The organism is Exiguobacterium sp. USCH10 (assembly GCF_037619445.1).
Taxonomy (GTDB): domain Bacteria; phylum Bacillota; class Bacilli; order Exiguobacteriales; family Exiguobacteriaceae; genus Exiguobacterium; species Exiguobacterium aestuarii_A.
The window spans coordinates 97553-115413 of record NZ_JAQPZO010000001.1 but is presented as its reverse complement, the minus strand read 5'-3'; the positions used below and the strand labels follow the sequence as shown (position 1 = coordinate 115413).

Genomic DNA, 17861 nt, shown 5'->3' with positions numbered 1-17861 from the left:
TTTATGGCAGTACAACCAGTTACGTTGACAGAAAAAGAACATGACGACTTCGTCAAAGCACATGATCGTGGTGATTTATTACAACTATCAAGTTGGGGAGATGTAAAACGACAGAACGGATGGACGTCTGAGCGCGTTGCGGTTGCCCGTGACGGTTTAACGACCGGTGCGGCGTTACTGTTATTTAAGCGCGTGCCGAAATTACCATATACGTTATGTTATGCCCCACGCGGATTTGTAGTGGATTATGATGACGTGGCGTCTCTCCAGGCACTTGTAAAAGAAACGAAGCGAGTCGCTGCAAATCACAAGGCGATTGTCGTCAAAATCGATCCAAACATCGACCGCGATGAGATCCCGGGCCTCTTAACGGAAATGGAAGCCGTCGGATTTCATCATAAAGGGTACGGGGGTGGCTTTGACTATGCGCAACCTCGTTTCACGATGGAGACAGATTTACGACCGAGTGAAAAAGAAATCTTTGCGAAATTCCATCATAAATTCCGTTATAACGTCCGGTTAGCGGAGAAGAAAGGTATCGTCTGTAAAGAAGTCGGGCGAGACGGATTAAAAACGTTTGCCGACCTCATGAAAGTGACGGGAGAACGTGATGGGTTTGCCATTCGAGGTCTCGATTATTTTGAAAATCTGTATGATTGTCTCCAACCGAACGATGCACGACTCTTTTTGACAAAGCTCGAACCGAAAATTGCGCTCGATCAGCAACAAGCGACGCTTGAAAAAGCAAAAAAAGAGTTGGAAAAGATTGAACGTGGTTTAGAGAAGGAGACGGTCGAAAAGAAACGGACAAGCCTTCTTAACCGTAAAGAACAGACGGTGGCTCAAATTCAAAAAGCTGAGCAGGCGTTACCTGAGCTCATCGAACTGAACAAAACTTATCCGGATGGACTCGTGTTGTCAGGTGGGCTATTGACACTTGCGGGACGACGGTCGTATTACTTATATGGTGCCTCATCGAATGAGTTCCGTGAATTCATGCCGAACCATTTGATGCAGTGGACGATGATGCAAGCGGCGAAAGAGAGCGGAGCCGAACGATATGACTTCGGCGGTGTCTCAGGCAGCACAGACCCAGATGATGAATACGCGGGTCTCTATGCCTTCAAGTCCGGATGGGGGAGTGACATGATTGAGAAAGTCGGAGAGTTCGACCTCGTCTTGAATCGTCCACTCTATATCGCACTTGAAAAAGGATTGCCAATCCTAAAAGGGCTGCGTAAACGGTTAAGAAGATGAGGTGGACCGGCGTATTATCACTCGCGATGGTCGCCTTCTTGATTGGGATTGTGCTGGCTTACTTTTATATGCAACCTCAACCTGTACCATGGGTGGATGAGCCGACGTTTGAAGCGGACATGTGTGTGCGGGACCTTGAGGCAGAAAGTACAATTTTGGCAAGAACCAATATTGATTTCGACCGCCTTCATCCGCAAGTTGCGGAACGGGGAGCGACCTTTGTGCGATTGGCTCATTCTTGTCTCGGTCTCGAAGTACGATTGACGTCAGGATATCGTTCAGCAAAAGAACAGAACGCATTATATGCGCAAGGTCGGTCTGAACCTGGACAAGTCGTGACGAATGCAAAAGCGGGTCAGAGCTATCATAATTATGGGCTTGCAGTCGACTTTGTCATCATCCATGACAACAAAACGGACTACGATTTAAGTACGGACCGTAATCGTAACGATGTACCAGATTGGCAAGAGCTCGGAGAATTAGGAAAGGCGCTTGGTTTTGAATGGGGTGGGGACTGGAACTCATTCCCTGACTATCCGCACCTCCAGATGGACTTTGGCTTGTCCATCCGACAACTCGTCGCAGGGAAACGCCCGGACAAAGAAGCGGTCGCACCGCTTGCCGATACACTAAAACCTCTACTAGATTGAACGGAAATGTTGGCAATGAAGCCGTTTTCCGATACAATATTCAGTAGCGATAAGGGACGAAACAGAATATGAAACATTTAGGAGGTTTTTGTTAGTGTCAAAAAAGAAGACAGAGAATATTAGCGTCTTTGCGCTTGGAGGCGTAGGCGAAATCGGAAAGAACATGTACGTCGTGGAGCTAGACGACGACATCTTCGTCATCGATGCCGGTCTCATGTTTCCAGGCGATGAGATGCTCGGGATTGATATCGTCATCCCAGACATCACTTATTTAAAAGAAAACAAGGATCGCGTTCGAGCGATTTTCATCACACACGGTCACGAAGACCATATTGGTGGACTCAGCTACGTCCTACGCGATTTAAAACACGTTCCGGTATACGGGACAAAATTGACTCTTGGGTTAATTGAACTGAAATTAAAAGAGGCCGGTTTATTGAAAGAAGTCGACCTTCGCATGATTGATGCCAAAACGAAATTGACTATCGCTGATCATCTCGTCACGTTCTTCCGCGTCAATCACTCGATTCCCGACTGTGTCGGTGTTTGTATTCAAACATCTCAAGGTGCGATCGTCCATACCGGAGACTTCAAGTTTGATTATACGCCAGTCGACGGGAAACAATCCGACTTCAACAAGTTGGCTGCGATTGGACAGCGCGGTGTACTCGCGTTACTTTCTGATTCGACAAACGCAGAGCGTCCAGGTCAAACTGGTTCAGAATCGATTGTCGGCGCTGAGTTGAACGATGTAATCTATCAAGCCGAAGGTCGTGTCATTGTGGCGTCATTCGCGTCGAACGTTCATCGTTTACAGCAAGTCTTTGCAGCCGCAGAAGCGAATGACCGTAAAGTCGCGGTCGTTGGTCGCAGTATGGTCAACATCGTCGAAGTCGCACAAAAATTAAACTACTTACGTTTCAAAGCGAAGACACTTGTCGAGTTGTCGCAAGTAAATCGTCTTCCTGATAACAAAGTCGTCATCTTGACGACGGGATCTCAAGGAGAGCCGATGGCTGCGTTGACGCGTATGGCACGTAATGCGCATAAGCAAGTGAACATTCGTTTGAACGACACAGTCGTCATTGCGGCGACACCGATTCCAGGGAATGAAAAGTCGGTTTCGAAAACGATTGACTTATTGTTCCGTTCTGGGGCAAACGTCATTTACAACCAACGTAAAGTTCACGTATCCGGACACGGTTCGGCAGAAGAGTTGAAGTTGATGCTCAACCTCGTCAAACCGAAATACTTCTTACCGATTCACGGGGAATACCGGATGCAAATGGCACACTCGAAACTCGCTGAACAAGTCGGTGTCAAACCGAACAACATCTTCATCGTCGAAAAAGGAGATGTCGTCGAGTTCACGGGTCGAAAAGCCCGGATGAGCCGAAAAGTTCCTGCGGGTAACGTATTGATTGATGGGATTGGCGTCGGTGACGTCGGGAACATCGTCTTACGAGACCGTCGTTTGTTGTCACAAGATGGGGTCGTGCTTTGCGTGGTCACATTGAATCGGAAACAGAAGAAATTGATTTCAGGACCTGAACTCATTTCACGTGGATTTGTGTATATGCGCGAGTCGGAAGAAATGATTTCAGAGGCAAACCGTATTGTCACGAAACAGATTGAAAAGAGTCTGCAAGCTGGCAGTGATTGGACCGAATTGAAATCAAATATCCGCGAGCGACTTAGCGTCTTCTTATTCGAGCAGACGAAACGTCGTCCGATGATCTTGCCGATCATCATGGAGATTTAATGGAATGAGAGTGAGGCAAAAGTCATCTGACTTTTGCCTTCTTTTTTTAGGAGGAACTAAAAGTGGCTCAAAAAACGAGAAAAACACCCGTGAAGCGGAAGCGACCAACAACGCGCAACACGAGAAAACGGAAAAAACAGCCGATTGCGCCACGTACATATGGATGGGGAATTTTCGTTCTTTCCATCGTCGCATTCGTATTTGCCTTATTCGATTTTGGATGGATTGGTCGGCAACTATCTGATTTGTCCGAATACCTGTTTGGTGGCTGGGGTGCCCTCACCTATTTGATGATTGCCATCTTGTTATGGATTGTATTAAAACCGATGAAGCCGATGGAGCGAGCTGGACTGCTCAGTATGACCGCCTCATTTCTACTGTTTGGAGATTTACTTTGGGGAGATGAGCGCGGTGGGGTAAACGGTGCACTTTATGGGTTAAACCAATACTTATTTTCTGATTTTGGTCTCATCTTTTTAGGCATCGTCTGTTTTATCCTCGGTGTTTCCCTCTATGTCCCAACGATTTGGGGAACCATCTATCATCGCCTAGAGGAATCCGTAATGGCCGTGAAAAAAGAATGGCAATCGAGACCGAAAACAGAAAAAAAACAAGACAACAAGCAAAATCAAGAACCGAAGCGGTCGCGAAAACCATCGCCTGAGCCGTTGCCGGCAGAAGCTGATTTAGAGGTGGAGTCAGAATCAGATGTGGTCACGATGAATGACATCCCAATCGTCGGATTCAGTGAGAAAGTTGTCGCGGAGAAAAAAGAGGAGCCTAAAAAGGAGTCGTCTACGGAAACGGATGAATCGATCTCGACCGAGGAGATGATGATGACCGCGGCGCAAGATGTCTCAGATACGTATGAGCTCCCGCCGTTCACCAATCTGAAGGAACCGGTGATCACCGATTTATCTGGGGAAAATGCGCGTCTGAAAGAGAATGCAGCTAAGTTAGTGAAGACGCTAAAGTCGTTTGGTGTAGGGGTGAAAGTATTGAAAATTCACCTTGGTCCGACGGTCACGAAGTATGAGTTACAGCCGGACATCGGTGTGAAGGTCAGTCGAATCACGTCGCTTAGCGATGATCTCGCACTTGCGCTTGCCGCGAAAGATATTCGAATCGAAGCGCCAATTCCAGGAAAGGCTGCGATTGGTATCGAGGTACCGAACCAGGAAGTCGCTCCAGTCTGTCTTCGTGAAGTGCTTGAGGCAGACCCAGTGAAACAAGACGATTCAAAACTGCTCGTTGCACTCGGACGAAGCATTAGTGGTGAGACTGTCGGCATTTCACTAAACAAAATGCCGCACTTACTCGTGGCAGGATCGACAGGTTCCGGTAAATCTGTCTGTATCAACGGGATGATTGTATCCATCTTGATGCGTTCTCGACCGGATGAGGTCCGTCTCATGATGATTGACCCAAAAATGGTCGAACTCAATGTTTATAATGGTGTGCCGCATTTGTTGACACCGGTTGTCACAGATCCGAAAAAGGCGGCTCAGGCATTGAAACAAGTCGTCGCCGAGATGGAAAGACGATATGAGCTGTTCAGTCGATATGGTGTCCGCAACATTGAAGGATACAATGAACTCGTCGACAAGTCCGATGATGAGGATGCAAAACGTCTACCGTTCATCGTCGTCATAGTCGATGAGTTGGCAGATTTGATGATGGTCGCTTCAAATGACGTTGAGGACGCCATCATGCGACTCGCTCAAATGGCACGGGCAGCCGGGATTCATATGGTACTGGCGACACAGCGTCCGTCGGTTGACGTCATTACAGGGGTCATCAAAGCAAACATCCCGTCTCGCATCGCATTTGCGGTCTCCTCACAAACCGATTCCCGTACAATCTTGGACGGAGGAGGAGCAGAAAAACTGCTTGGGCGTGGCGACATGCTCATGCTTGCTAATGGGATGAACAAGCCGGTGCGTGTCCAAGGAGCGTTCGTCTCCGATCAAGAAGTCGAAACGGTCGTTAATCACGTCATCGCACAGCAACGTGCGCAGTACGTAGAAGCGATGATGCCGAAAGAAGAAGAAGTGACGACGATTGACTCGGACGATTCATTGTTCGGAGAAGTCATTCAATTCATCGTTACCCAGGAAACGGCTTCGACCTCGATGATTCAACGAAGATTTCGAATTGGGTATAATCGTGCAGCGCGTTTGATTGACTCGCTTGAAGAGGCGGGATACGTAGGTCCGTCAGAAGGTTCGAAACCACGGAAAGTATTAATTCATGAACAAGATGAATAAATTTAAAAACGAACGATTGTATACGTAGATATACAATCGTTCGTTTTTTATTCCTTTTTCTACGATATGGAAATATTCGCGCAAATCAGAGAGGTTCGCTATAATATAAATGTAATATAGCACATATGTCCTATAACGTTTATTAGTACATACTTTTAAAAAAGACTGAAACGCTTACATTTTTTAATAACGTTTACATTTTACAAAAGTTTTTCAAACTGAATCAAAATGGGTAAAATGGACTCAGAGGTACGGTTGGAGATGGTTTTTTAAAATATTTCCTTGATTCCGAACAAAAACTATTGCGTTCTAATTCTCGAATCCCTATACTTAATATTGGCAAGGACATTCATACGTCAGATGTCTGAGCACTGGTAAGTAAATTAAAGGTGGTGAGGCCAATGTCGATTAAGCTCGATCATCGATTGCTCTATCTTCGAGTGATTGAGAAAATTAAGCAAGATATCGACGCTGGTGTCTATCGTGAAGGTGAGAAGTTACCTTCAGAGTTCGAGCTTTCAAAGCAACTCGGAGTAAGTCGAGCGACACTTCGTGAAGCGTTAAGAATTCTCGAAGATGAGAAATTTGTCGTGCGAAAACATGGAGTAGGGACATTTATTAGTTCTAAACCGCCATTCACGTCAGGAATTGAAGAGTTGTTCAGTGTCACTGATATGATCACACGCGCAAAAATGACACCAGGAACGAAAGTATTGGTGGCCGAGAAAGTGTTGGCAACAGAGAGAGAAGCCGAGCGTCTCAAGATTGAGCCGAACTCACCGATTTATCGGATTGTTCGAATTCGATATGCGGATGACACACCGGTCGTTTATTGTGTCGACAAAGTGCCGGCCCATCTCGTCTCAAATCCTGAGGCATTGACTGAAGGGAAGTCTTTGTTTGACTCTCTCGAAAAAGAGGTAGGACGTCGAGTCGCATACGCGATCACGCACATCGAACCGAGTGTCAGCTCTGAAATTTCGTCACAACTTCAGACGGACCAACCGTTACTCGCTTTAAAACAATTGCATTACGATGAGAGTGATTTACCATTGCTCGATTCGGCCAACTTTTTCCGAGCAGATCGATTCGATTTTCACGTCGTACGTAAACGAGTGTAACCGAACAGTTTTTTGACGGAAAAGTTATTTTTGGGGAACAGCGTGAAAGCGCTTTCTTATACCGGTGTAAAGACTACTGATAACATGACAACAAAATTTGTTATGAACCGAAAGGGGAAACACGACGATGATGAACAAAAAGAAAACGATTCTCTCAGCTTTAGCAGCAGGACTCACACTCTCTACAGTACTCGCAGCATGCGGTGGAGATGACAACGAAGGCGGCTCATCTTCAAACGGTGAAGGCGGCGAGGGCGGCGACTTCAAAGTAGCAATGGTTACAGATACTGGCGGTGTTGATGACAAATCATTCAACCAATCTGCTTGGGAAGGTCTCACGAAATTCGGTGAAGACAACAACTTGACTGAAAACGAAGGATACAAATACCTTCAATCAGCTAAACAAGCGGACTATCAGCCAAACTTGCAACAATTGGCTCGTGACAACTTCAACTTGATCTACGGTATCGGCTTCTTGATGGCTGAAGACGTACAAAAAGTTGCTGAGCAGTTCCCAGACAACAACTTCGCAATCGTTGATATGGTTGTTGACGCTCCGAACGTTGCTTCAATCACGTTCAAAGAGCAAGAAGGTTCATTCCTCGTTGGTGTCATTGCCGGTCTCACAACGACAACTGATAAAGTCGGTTTCATCGGTGGAGTAGAGTCAGACTTGATCAAGAAGTTTGAAAATGGATTTAAAGCGGGTGTCATGGCTGTTAACCCAGAAGCAACAATCGACGTGAAGTATGCAGAAGACTTCAACTCGGCTGAAAAAGGAACAGCAATCGCTTCAGGTATGTACGGTTCTGGATCGGACATCATCTATCACGCAGCTGGTGGTACAGGTGTAGGAGTATTCACAGAAGCGAAAAACCGTAAGAAGAACGGCGAAGAAGTTTGGGTAATCGGTGTTGACCGTGACCAGTACGAAGAAGGTCTTCCAGAAGACGTTACGTTGACTTCAATGGTCAAACGTGTAGATACAGCTACTTATGATGTATCGAAACAGACGATGGACGGAGAATTCCCAGGCGGCGAAATCATCGAGTTCGGTTTGAAAGATGACGGCGTCGGCATCGCAGAAACTTCTGACAAACACGTTTCACAAGAGATTCTCGATAAAGTTGAAGAATACCGTACACAATTGGTTGACGGAGAACTCACTGCACCAGCAACTGACGCTGAGTTCGAAGAGTTCATGAAAAACGTAAAATAATTCATTTGAGTGAAGGGGGGACCCATGTGGTCTCCCTTTACTTAAAGTTAGGGGTGAACTTCCTTGGAATATGTAATTGAAATGCTAAATATTCGCAAAGAGTTCGGTACGTTCGTTGCGAACGACAATATCACACTCCAATTGCGCAAAGGAGAAATCCATGCACTTCTCGGAGAGAACGGAGCGGGGAAGTCGACGCTCATGAACGTGTTATTCGGTCTCTATCAGCCTGAAGGCGGGGAGATTCGTGTACACGGAAAGAAAGTAGATATTGAAAACCCGAACATCGCCAACGAACTTGGGATCGGGATGGTCCACCAGCACTTTATGCTAGTTGAAAAGTTCACGGTCACAGAGAACATCATCCTTGGACTTGAGCCAAAGAGCGGTGTGACAATTGACCGTGCGACAGCCCGTAAAAAGGTCATGGATATTTCCGAACAGTATGGACTTAAGATTGATCCAGACGCGAAGATTGAAGATATTTCAGTCGGCATGCAACAGCGTGTAGAAATCTTGAAGACGCTCTATCGTGGGGCGGATATTTTGATCTTCGATGAACCGACGGCAGTGTTGACACCACAAGAGATTCAAGAACTTATCCAAATTATGAAACGTCTGATTGCTGAAGGTAAGTCGATCATCTTGATCACGCACAAGCTGAAGGAAATTATGCAAGTCGCAGACCGTTGCACGGTCATTCGCCGCGGACGTTATATCGGTACCGTTGAAGTGGATGAGACAGTTAACGAAGATAGTCTTGCTGAAATGATGGTCGGACGAGAGGTTAATTTTGATGCAGAGTATTCGAAAGCCGACCCGCAACAAGTCGTTCTCGACGTTCAAGGACTTGTCGTTAAAGACAGTCGTGGTTTGAAAGTCGTCGAAGGATTAGACCTTCAGATTCGTGCTGGAGAAGTACTCGGGATTGCCGGAATCGACGGCAACGGTCAGACAGAACTGATTGAAGCGATCTCTGGGCTCAAAAAACCGGAGTCGGGTAAAGTTTTGCTCAACGGAAAAGACGTGACGGGTCATACACCGCGTAAAATGACGGAAGCTGGAATCGGACACATTCCACAGGACCGTCATAAACATGGTCTCGTCCTTGACTACTCGATTCGTGACAACATGGTTCTTCAAACTTATTATAAAGAACCATTCTCGAAACGAGGACTCATGAATTATAAAGCAGTGGCAGAGAAAGCGAAGGCGTTGATTGAGAAGTTTGACGTCCGAACTCCATCCATCGACGTTCCGGCGCGTGCCCTTTCTGGTGGTAACCAACAGAAAGCAATCATTGCCCGTGAGGTCGATCGTTCACCTGATTTACTCATCGCAGCACAGCCGACGCGTGGTCTTGATGTCGGTGCGATTGAATTTATTCACGAACAACTCGTCAAAGAACGTGAAAAGGACCGTGCTGTCTTGCTTATTTCGTTCGAACTTGATGAGATTTTACACGTATCCGACCGGATCGCCGTTCTTTATGAAGGAAAAATCGTAGGAATTCGTGATCCGAAAGAGACGACGGAACAAGAGCTTGGCTTCTTGATGGCCGGCGGTCAGAGAGGGGACGACAAAGAATGAAAAAATTAAGTTTAAATCAACTTCTCATTCCATTCCTATCCATCATTTTAGGACTTCTTGTCGGAGCCATCGTCATGTTGATTGGTGGATACGACCCGATTCAAGGCTTTATCTCCTTGTTTGAAGGGATGTTTGGAAGCCCATATGCCGTCGGAGAGACGTTACGAGCAGCAGCACCACTTATCTTCTCAGGTCTCGCGGTTGCCTTCGCATTCCGGACGGGGTTATTCAACATCGGGGTAGAAGGTCAAGTATTGATCGGATGGGTAGCAGCCGTGTATGTAGGGATCAATTTCGATTTGCCGATGTTCATCCATTTACCGCTTGCACTTCTCGCGGCGATGGTCGCGGCAGCGATCTGGGCGTTCGTTCCTGGATTCTTAAAAGCGAAGTTTTACGTTCACGAAGTCATCACATCCATCATGATGAACTATATCGCGCTTTACACGACGAATGCGATTTTGCGTAGCGTCATCGGCGTAACGAACGAACGTACTGATTCAATCAATGAATCGGCATCGCTTGCGTCACCTTGGTTGCAAGAGTTGACGACGTACTCACGTCTTCACTGGGGTGTCCTCGTTGCAGTACTCGCGGCGATTGTATACTACTACATTCTTCAGCGTACGACACTCGGTTATGAGTTGCGTGCGGTCGGTTTCAACAAACATGCCTCTCAATATGCGGGGATGAGCGTTGACCGTAACATCGTCCTTTCGTTTGTCATCTCAGGGATGTTCGCAGGTCTCGCCGGTGCGATGGAAGGTCTCGGGACGTTCGGTAGTATGACGCTCTCTGCATCGTTTACAGGTGTCGGTTTTGACGGGATCGCAGTAGCCCTTCTAGGTGCCAACACAGCGATCGGTGTCATTCTCGCAGCGATTCTATTTGCTGGATTGAACATCGGTGGATTGGCGATGCAGCTCGGTGCGAACGTACCGTCTGAACTTGTTAAAGTCATCATCGCAGCAATCGTCATCTTTGTGGCATCTGGTTATGCCATCAACTATGTCGTTGAGAAACTTAAAGGAAATCGTAAGAAAGGAGTGGAGAAAAAATGAGCTTCTTAGAAGTCCTCTATATCGTCGTACCGGTTGCACTTGCCTATGCGACTCCACTCATTATCGCAGCACTCGGTGGGATTTTTAGTGAGCGCTCTGGTGTCGTTAACATTGCCCTTGAAGGGATTATGATTATCGGTGCTGCAACAGGGATCATCACGACGCTCACGTTGACAGACTTAGGAGCCGGTGTATTTAGCCCATGGATCTCCTTGCTCGTTGCGATGGTAGTCGGTGCGCTCTTCTCGCTCTTCTTGGCTGTCCCTGCCATCCTATGGCGTGCAGACCAAACGGTTCTTGGAGTAGCGATCAACATGCTTGCGATCGGTCTCGCCATCTTCGTTGTGCGTGTGCTTTACAACAAAGGTCAAACTGACTTTATTGAGTACCGTATTGCGAAAGAGAACGTACCATTTTTATCAGATATTCCTGTATTAAAAATGTTCTTCATTAACGTGCAATACACGTCATTCGTTGCCATCGCTTTAGCGTTTGTCGTCTGGTTCGTTATCTTCAAGACGCCGTTCGGACTACGTCTTCGCTCAGTCGGAGAACACCCGATGGCCGCTGACACGATGGGGATCAACGTTACAAAAATGCGCTTCATGGGCGTCATGCTTTCTGGTGCGTTTGGTGGTCTTGCCGGAGCGGTATACGCCGTCACGGTTACGACGAACTTCAGTGGAACGACAATCGTCGGTCAAGGATTCTTGGCGATTGCCGCAATGATCTTCGGGAAGTGGAATCCACTCGGAGCGCTCGGCGCTGGATTATTCTTTGGGTTCGCCCAAGCGCTATCGATTATCGGAAGCAACTTGCCTGTCATCAATAACGTGCCGCAACTATTACTTTTGATTGCACCTTATGCCCTCACGATTCTAGCGCTCGCTGGACTCGTCGGTCGTGCGGATGCACCGAAGTCGGTCGGTATTCCATATATTAAAGGAAAACGTTAATCCGGAATAGGACATATGTCCATTATGAAAAGGTTGTTTGGTGCTTAAGCCGAACAACCTTTTTTGTTATACTTGGCTAGAGCTGTCATGATTAGAATGGAACGGAGAAGCGGATCAAAAAAAGACATATCGGTCATTTGACCAATATGTCTTTCCAAGTTTATTCGTACTTCAATGCATCGCCATCGAACGATTCGTCTGCCACTTTGATTGAATCGGTCGGGCACCCTTCGAATGCATCCATCATGTCTTCGTACAACTCGTCAGGGATTTCCACAGTACCTGTGTTGTCATCCATCAAGTTGAATGCGAGACCTTCATCATCGTAATCGTAAATATCTGGTGCTGCTGCGCCACAAGCTCCGCATGCGATACATGTATCTTTATCGACGATAGTAAATTTTGCCATGATAATAACCCTCCAAACGGTTCGTTTCTCTTAGAAATCAATCTACTGTCTACGAGTAATTGTAGTCTACATACCCAATTATTTCAATGAGGAAACGAGTGTCTTTTTGGTAGGATAATGATTTTTTTAAGGATGTGACGACTTGGTTCATTTAGCAGATGGAGTTTTACTGCTGGCCATTAAGCGATTAAACGGGGAACGGAGTGAACGTAGCCTGTTCCATGTCTTGAACGGAAAGCGCTCGGCCACGACGTTACAAGACGCGTTCTTTTATGAGCTAGAGCCTGTTTTTGGTCAATTTCCTCAAACAACGTACTCATATGAGTCTTTATTAAAAGGATTTGAAAAGCGGGGATGGTTGGACCGCAAACAATTTAAACTGACAGAAGCGGGAAACCTATTGTCTTCACCTGAAACGGTTAAAGATTTATTCAATCGTTTAGGGGGAGAGCGCCGTGATTATAATGCGACGACGTGGAAACGTTTGAGTCTCTTTGTCCAGACATTCATGTCTAGGGAACATAAGAGGACGTTTTATCCCGTTCAAGCCGATCGACCCGCGGAACAGTGGGTCAAACAGTTGTTACAGATCGATCGAGATTGGAAAATCCTTATGCAAACATTCCATCATGAAATCGAGGCCGCGCTTGACATCATTGGAGATCCATATGCGACAGCGGTCGTCTATCGATTTACGGGAGCCTTTGAGACCGGTCTGACCTATGAACAAATCGCCAGTCTTCTTGATGTCGACGCGGAGACGGCTCGCCTTTATTTTTTAGCAGGATGGAATGAACTGTTAACTGTGTTACCAAAAGAGGCGAAGCTTCGGGGTTTCACGTATGGGTTGTCGACTGAGCGAATGACCTTTTCGGCACGTGAGTCGTATGATCTCTTTCTCAAAGGATATTCGTTTCAACAAGTTCAGTCTCGCCGACGACTACGAACGAGTACGATCGAGGATCATGTGGTGGAGATGGCAATGTATTTAGACACCTTTCCCCTCGATCAATTTGTGCCGAGCGACGATATCATCACCATCGAGAAGCTGCGAGACCCAGAGAGCTGGGCTTTGAAACCTATCTTCGAAAAGATGGGCAACGTGAGTTACTTTCAAATACGCCTTGTGTTCGCAAGGTTGAAACGAGGTGAGACATTTGTATGAATCGACATTGAAACGCGTGTTCGGATATGATTCATTTCGTCCTGGACAGCATGAAATCATCCATTCCGTTGTAGAAGGGCAAGATGTATTAGCCGTCATGCCGACAGGGGCAGGGAAATCGTTGACGTTTCAACTCCCTTCGTACATCAAAAATGGGGGATTGACCGTCATCGTCTCACCTCTCCTCTCTTTAATAGAAGACCAAATGCTCCATATCCGAGAGCGGGGAGAACGTGGTGTCGCACGTTTGACGTCGATGGAGTCTTCTGAAGAAAAACAAGAAATCATCAATCACTTGAAACGTTATCGATTTTTATATCTCTCCCCCGAACAGTTGGCCGTTCCGTACGTTACACGCGCACTCTCAAACGTGAAGATTCAAATGCTCGTCATTGACGAGGCGCACTGTATCTCACAATGGGGTCATGAGTTTAGACCAGAATATGCGCGCTTAGGCGAACTACGCAAACAAATCGGGAGTCCTCAATGTATGGCCGTCACAGCGACGGCTCCTGAGAGCGTGAAGCAAGATATCATTGAGAAGTTGGCACTCTTTTCACCGGAGCAGTTCGTGCATTCCGCGAATCGACCAGAAATTCGCTTGATGGTCGAACGACTTGAAAAAGAGAAGAAACTCGAACGGCTAAAAGAATTGGTGAGAGACGTTCCAAAACCGGCAGTCGTCTATACGGCGACACGTCGAGAAGCGGAAGCGTTGGCATTTGAACTAGACGACGCGTTATTTTATCACGGCGGCATGTCAACGGAAGACCGACGACTCGTCCAATCTCAATTTTTACGGAATGAAGTGTCGGTCATGGTGTGTACGAGTGCATTCGGGATGGGCGTGAACAAAGACAACGTTCGTTCTGTCATTCACTATCAAATCCCTGCAACGGTGGAAGCGTATATGCAGGAGATTGGACGAGCGGGTCGTGATGGAGAGCCGGCGTTTGCTGTCCTCCTCTATGCGGATGGAGATGAACGCATTCAACAATTTTTGATTGATGGTCAATATCCAAAAGACGAAGAGATTCGCCTAGCATACTTTGAGTGTGAAAATGGCACGACACTTTCGCAATTACCCCGCTTATTGAGGATGAACGAAGAAGACCCGAAATTCCTTCTTTTAAAGCAGATGCTGTCTGAACGCTCGCTTCAAGAGGCGCTCGATTGGGTAAAAGAAAGAAAACGTGATCGCTATCGTCAACTCGGACAGATGATGGATTATGCACTTATCCGAACGTGCCGACGTGATTATTTACTCCGTTATTTTTCGGAGCCGACAATCGACCAAGAGGAATGTTGTGATGTGTGTGGGACGATTGAGTTCCCTGAGACACCGCAAATCGTTCGAAAAAATGTGACAGAATGGAAAATACGGTTGACGCAAATCTTTTCCTTTGAATAATATCATAGTAAAATGATAAAAAAGGTAAAGGAGGGCATACGTTGCGACATCGGAATCAGGCAGATTCTTTGCGCGAGCAGTTGGCGGACACGTTGCCGTCTCGATCGGAGAGGCAAGAGCATGAACGGAAGAGGAAGTTGAACGATAACTTGATGAAGCGCCCGTTGGCGATGACTCTAACCTTCGCCATGTTAGCGATTATTCTCATTTTCATATATATCGGGCGAGATGCCATTTTCTAAGAAGGGTGCGGACATGGTCCGTGCCTTTTTTTATTTTGGGAAAATACTCGATTGCACAATAAAAGGGGTAAACCTTTTCAATTGAGGATATACTTATATCATAGAACGAATAAGAGAGGAGGGCGGAGATGCCGAAATACTCCATTAAAACCGTGGCGACGTTGACCGGTGTCAATCCAACGACCATTCGGGCTTGGGAACGGCGATATCAATTTATCGTACCGAGCCGGACCGAATCAGGTCACCGCCTGTATTCAGATCAAGATGTCGAGAAAATTAAGTGGGTGGTAGACAAGCAAAAAGAAGGATTGACGGTCTCTCAAGCCATTCAACAACTCCACCAAGCTCCTGAACCAGAACCGACGTCTGCGAAGCTTTACGATGAAGAGTTGAAGGATGCTCTGCTTCAGGCGTTGCTTTCTTTTGATGAGCGAACCTCGCATGATCTAATCAATCGTGCGTTCAATACGTTCAGTTTTGAAAAGGTGACAAAAGATATCATTGGACCGTTACTGATGGATATTGGTTCAAAGTGGGAGCAAGGAACGATTACGATTGCTCATGAGCACTTCGCCACGGCGTTTTTACGGGCACGTCTCTCTACGTTGTCACTTCAAATGCCGATGAACCCGTTTCTTCCACGAGTCACTTGTGTCTGTGCACCGGGTGAGATGCATGAAATCGGATTGTTGTTTGTCACACTTTATTTGCGCCAACATGGGTACGACGTCATCTTTTTAGGAGCGGGCTTCCCGAAAGAAGATTTAAGCAAGGCGCTGCACGACATCGACACATCTTGCCTTATTTTCGCATGCACGTTAACGGACCATATCCCGAACTTGTTAGAGGCGATGCATTATATTCAAGAAGAGCACCCTACATTAAAGATTGGGGCGGGTGGATACGCGGTCAGCCTCGAACGGAGTCGGTTCGATGATGCATTTCTTGGTGATACGCCAGAAGAGTGGACGAAATGGTTATCAACTATTTGACACGGGATTAAAACGGGAGTAGCTTATTAGTAGGATTGAATATTCACTGGAGGTTTTCGATTGAGATTTGAAAAACAAACAAAAGAACATCTTCGTGTATATGTGACTGCGAATGAGCTTTCGTTACGTGGGATCGCTATCGATACGATCGTGGGGGAAAACGGTCAACAGCTGTGGAAAGAATTACTTGAAACAGCAGAGAGTGAATACGGGTTTTCTCCGCAAGGAGCGGTCGATTTGAATGTGACGATGTTTCCACGCGATGGTCTCGTCATCGATGTTCAAAAAGGTGAGGCCATAGCAGAGCTTGATGTCGAGCAAGTTGAGATTCGACTCACAATTGATGTCATTCATCATTTGATTTATCAGTTTGATGATATCGAAGATGTGATTAACGCGTCGATTCAACTGTTTCCACATATACATGAAACTGAGCAGGGTGGAGCACTTTATCACTATGAGGGACGGTACTATCTCCACTTCGTGGAAGTGCTACCCGAGAAAGTGGAAGAACGTCTCGCTGCCATTTTGTCCGAATATGGTAAAACGACTACGGTCAGTCCGTACGTCATGATGGAATATGGAAAAACGATTCAAACTGAACAGGCTGTGAAAGAGCTGTACGATGCATTCGCATAAGTACGGCTTTTTTTACTTTTCTGTTTCTATTGTTTTTGATATGTCCGTGTTATGATTAGACATGAATTTTCAGTAGTTAGTTGAAGGAGAGATTGGAATGAAGGTCGCTGTATTGTATGGTGGAGTGTCAGGAGAACGTGAGGTATCCCTCACAAGTGGACAAGGGATGATTGAGGCATTGACGGAGCGTGGCCATGAGGTCACGGCAATCGATTTTCATCCAGAACGCGCGAACGAGTTATTGACGTTAGAAGTCGATGTCGTCGTCAGCGCATTACACGGGAAATATGGCGAAGATGGTCGCGTCCAATCGTTGCTTGAAATGGCGGGAATCCCTTACACGGGGTCAGGTGTCCTAGCATCTGCTCTTGCGATGGATAAGGCACGAGCGAAAATCATCTTCGCAGCATCAGGCATCCGTGTGGCGCGCGACGTGTTAATTGAATCTGTGGATTCGATTGATGCGAAAGTAGCTGAGTGGGGAAATGAGTTTCCGTGTGTCGTCAAGCCTGCACAAGAAGGTTCTTCGAACGGTTTGACAATTGCGATGGACGAGTCGATGTTACGTGCGGGAATTAATCGAGCATTTTCATGTGATTCAGCAGTATTAGTCGAGCAGTACATTAAAGGAAAAGAATTGACGGTACCGGTCATCGGAAACTTCGGGAAAGAAGAAGCACTTCCTGTTATTGAAATCATTCCAAAAAATGAGTTTTACGACTACGAGTCGAAGTATACAGAAGGTGGTTCGATTCATGTTTGTCCAGCCGAAATCTCGGATGAGTTGACGATGGAAGTGCAACAAGCGGCTGTCATGGCTCACCGTGCGCTCGGTTGCTCAGGGTACTCACGTTCAGATTTCCTCGTATCGGAATCGGGTGAAGCGTATATTTTAGAAACGAACACGCTGCCTGGAATGACGCCGTTGAGTCTCTTCCCGGACAGTGCGAAAACAGTCGGAATCTCGTATGGCGAGCTTTTAGAACGCTTTATGGAGCTAGCACTCGAACGCGAGTCGAAGTAAGACATCTGGATCATTCCACACTTCAAGAAAACGCTTTCATTATTTTTGTAAAACCCTTTCAAATTGAGCGTGTATCAGCTATACTTTTAAACGAAT

The 17861-nt window shown here is 46.5% G+C and carries 16 protein-coding genes; 15 read left to right on the top strand and 1 reads right to left on the bottom strand.

Features of this window, described 5'->3' with window-relative positions; translation table 11 throughout:
* Positions 1-3: 3 nt before the first annotated feature.
* The 9 genes from PQI28_RS00610 (at position 4) to PQI28_RS00570 (ending at position 11883) form a co-directional block, all read left to right on the top strand.
* Positions 4-1257 (top strand): lipid II:glycine glycyltransferase FemX, encoded by a 1254-nt coding sequence (locus PQI28_RS00610; protein ID WP_339962324.1) that lies wholly within the window; start codon positions 4-6, stop codon positions 1255-1257.
* Positions 1254-1907 (top strand): M15 family metallopeptidase, encoded by a 654-nt coding sequence (locus PQI28_RS00605; RefSeq protein WP_214783702.1) that lies wholly within the window; start codon positions 1254-1256, stop codon positions 1905-1907. The genes PQI28_RS00610 and PQI28_RS00605 overlap by 4 nt, the downstream gene beginning before the upstream one ends.
* A 94-nt stretch (positions 1908-2001) precedes the next feature.
* On the top strand, positions 2002-3669 hold the full coding sequence (locus PQI28_RS00600; RefSeq protein WP_074034657.1) for a ribonuclease J: 1668 nt from the start codon (positions 2002-2004) through the stop codon (positions 3667-3669).
* Between the two features lie 62 nt (positions 3670-3731).
* Positions 3732-5936 (top strand): FtsK/SpoIIIE family DNA translocase, encoded by a 2205-nt coding sequence (locus PQI28_RS00595; protein ID WP_214783700.1) that lies wholly within the window; start codon positions 3732-3734, stop codon positions 5934-5936.
* Between the two features lie 401 nt (positions 5937-6337).
* The gene (locus tag PQI28_RS00590; RefSeq protein WP_074034655.1) at positions 6338-7057 is read left to right on the top strand and encodes a GntR family transcriptional regulator; all 720 of its coding nucleotides are present in this window, start codon (positions 6338-6340) and stop codon (positions 7055-7057) included.
* Positions 7058-7187: 130 nt separating this feature from the next.
* Entirely contained in the window at positions 7188-8276 is a 1089-nt protein-coding gene (locus PQI28_RS00585) for a BMP family lipoprotein (protein WP_214693960.1), read from the top strand.
* A gap of 63 nt (positions 8277-8339) precedes the next feature.
* On the top strand, positions 8340-9866 hold the full coding sequence (locus PQI28_RS00580) for an ABC transporter ATP-binding protein (RefSeq protein WP_339962323.1): 1527 nt from the start codon (positions 8340-8342) through the stop codon (positions 9864-9866).
* Positions 9863-10927, top strand: coding sequence for an ABC transporter permease (locus PQI28_RS00575; protein WP_339962322.1), 1065 nt, complete (start codon positions 9863-9865; stop codon positions 10925-10927). The genes PQI28_RS00580 and PQI28_RS00575 overlap by 4 nt, the downstream gene beginning before the upstream one ends.
* On the top strand, positions 10924-11883 hold the full coding sequence (locus PQI28_RS00570; RefSeq protein WP_074034652.1) for an ABC transporter permease: 960 nt from the start codon (positions 10924-10926) through the stop codon (positions 11881-11883). The genes PQI28_RS00575 and PQI28_RS00570 overlap by 4 nt, the downstream gene beginning before the upstream one ends.
* Positions 11884-12043: 160 nt before the next feature.
* Here PQI28_RS00570 and PQI28_RS00565 read toward each other — a convergent pair whose 3' ends face one another.
* Positions 12044-12292, bottom strand: coding sequence for a ferredoxin (locus tag PQI28_RS00565; RefSeq protein ID WP_074034651.1), 249 nt, complete (start codon positions 12290-12292; stop codon positions 12044-12046).
* A gap of 142 nt (positions 12293-12434) precedes the next feature.
* On the opposite strand from PQI28_RS00565, the gene PQI28_RS00560 reads away from it, so the two are divergent.
* The 6 genes from PQI28_RS00560 to PQI28_RS00535 all read left to right on the top strand — a co-directional run bounded on the left by PQI28_RS00560 (position 12435) and on the right by PQI28_RS00535 (position 17765).
* Positions 12435-13457, top strand: a complete 1023-nt coding sequence (locus tag PQI28_RS00560; RefSeq protein ID WP_339962321.1) for a helix-turn-helix domain-containing protein — start codon at positions 12435-12437, stop codon at positions 13455-13457.
* Positions 13441-14868, top strand: coding sequence for a RecQ family ATP-dependent DNA helicase (locus tag PQI28_RS00555; RefSeq protein ID WP_339962320.1), 1428 nt, complete (start codon positions 13441-13443; stop codon positions 14866-14868). The genes PQI28_RS00560 and PQI28_RS00555 overlap by 17 nt, the downstream gene beginning before the upstream one ends.
* A gap of 41 nt (positions 14869-14909) precedes the next feature.
* Positions 14910-15110 carry a hypothetical protein gene (locus PQI28_RS00550; RefSeq protein WP_074034648.1) on the top strand — a complete coding sequence of 67 codons (201 nt, stop codon included), beginning with the start codon at positions 14910-14912 and terminating at the stop codon, positions 15108-15110.
* A 128-nt stretch (positions 15111-15238) separates the two neighbouring features.
* Positions 15239-16102, top strand: a complete 864-nt coding sequence (locus tag PQI28_RS00545; RefSeq protein ID WP_214783692.1) for a MerR family transcriptional regulator — start codon at positions 15239-15241, stop codon at positions 16100-16102.
* Between the two features lie 60 nt (positions 16103-16162).
* Positions 16163-16741, top strand: coding sequence for an adaptor protein MecA (locus tag PQI28_RS00540; protein ID WP_074034646.1), 579 nt, complete (start codon positions 16163-16165; stop codon positions 16739-16741).
* 97 nt (positions 16742-16838) lie between these two features.
* Positions 16839-17765, top strand: coding sequence for a D-alanine--D-alanine ligase (locus PQI28_RS00535; RefSeq protein WP_339962319.1), 927 nt, complete (start codon positions 16839-16841; stop codon positions 17763-17765).
* Positions 17766-17861: the final 96 nt, after the last annotated feature.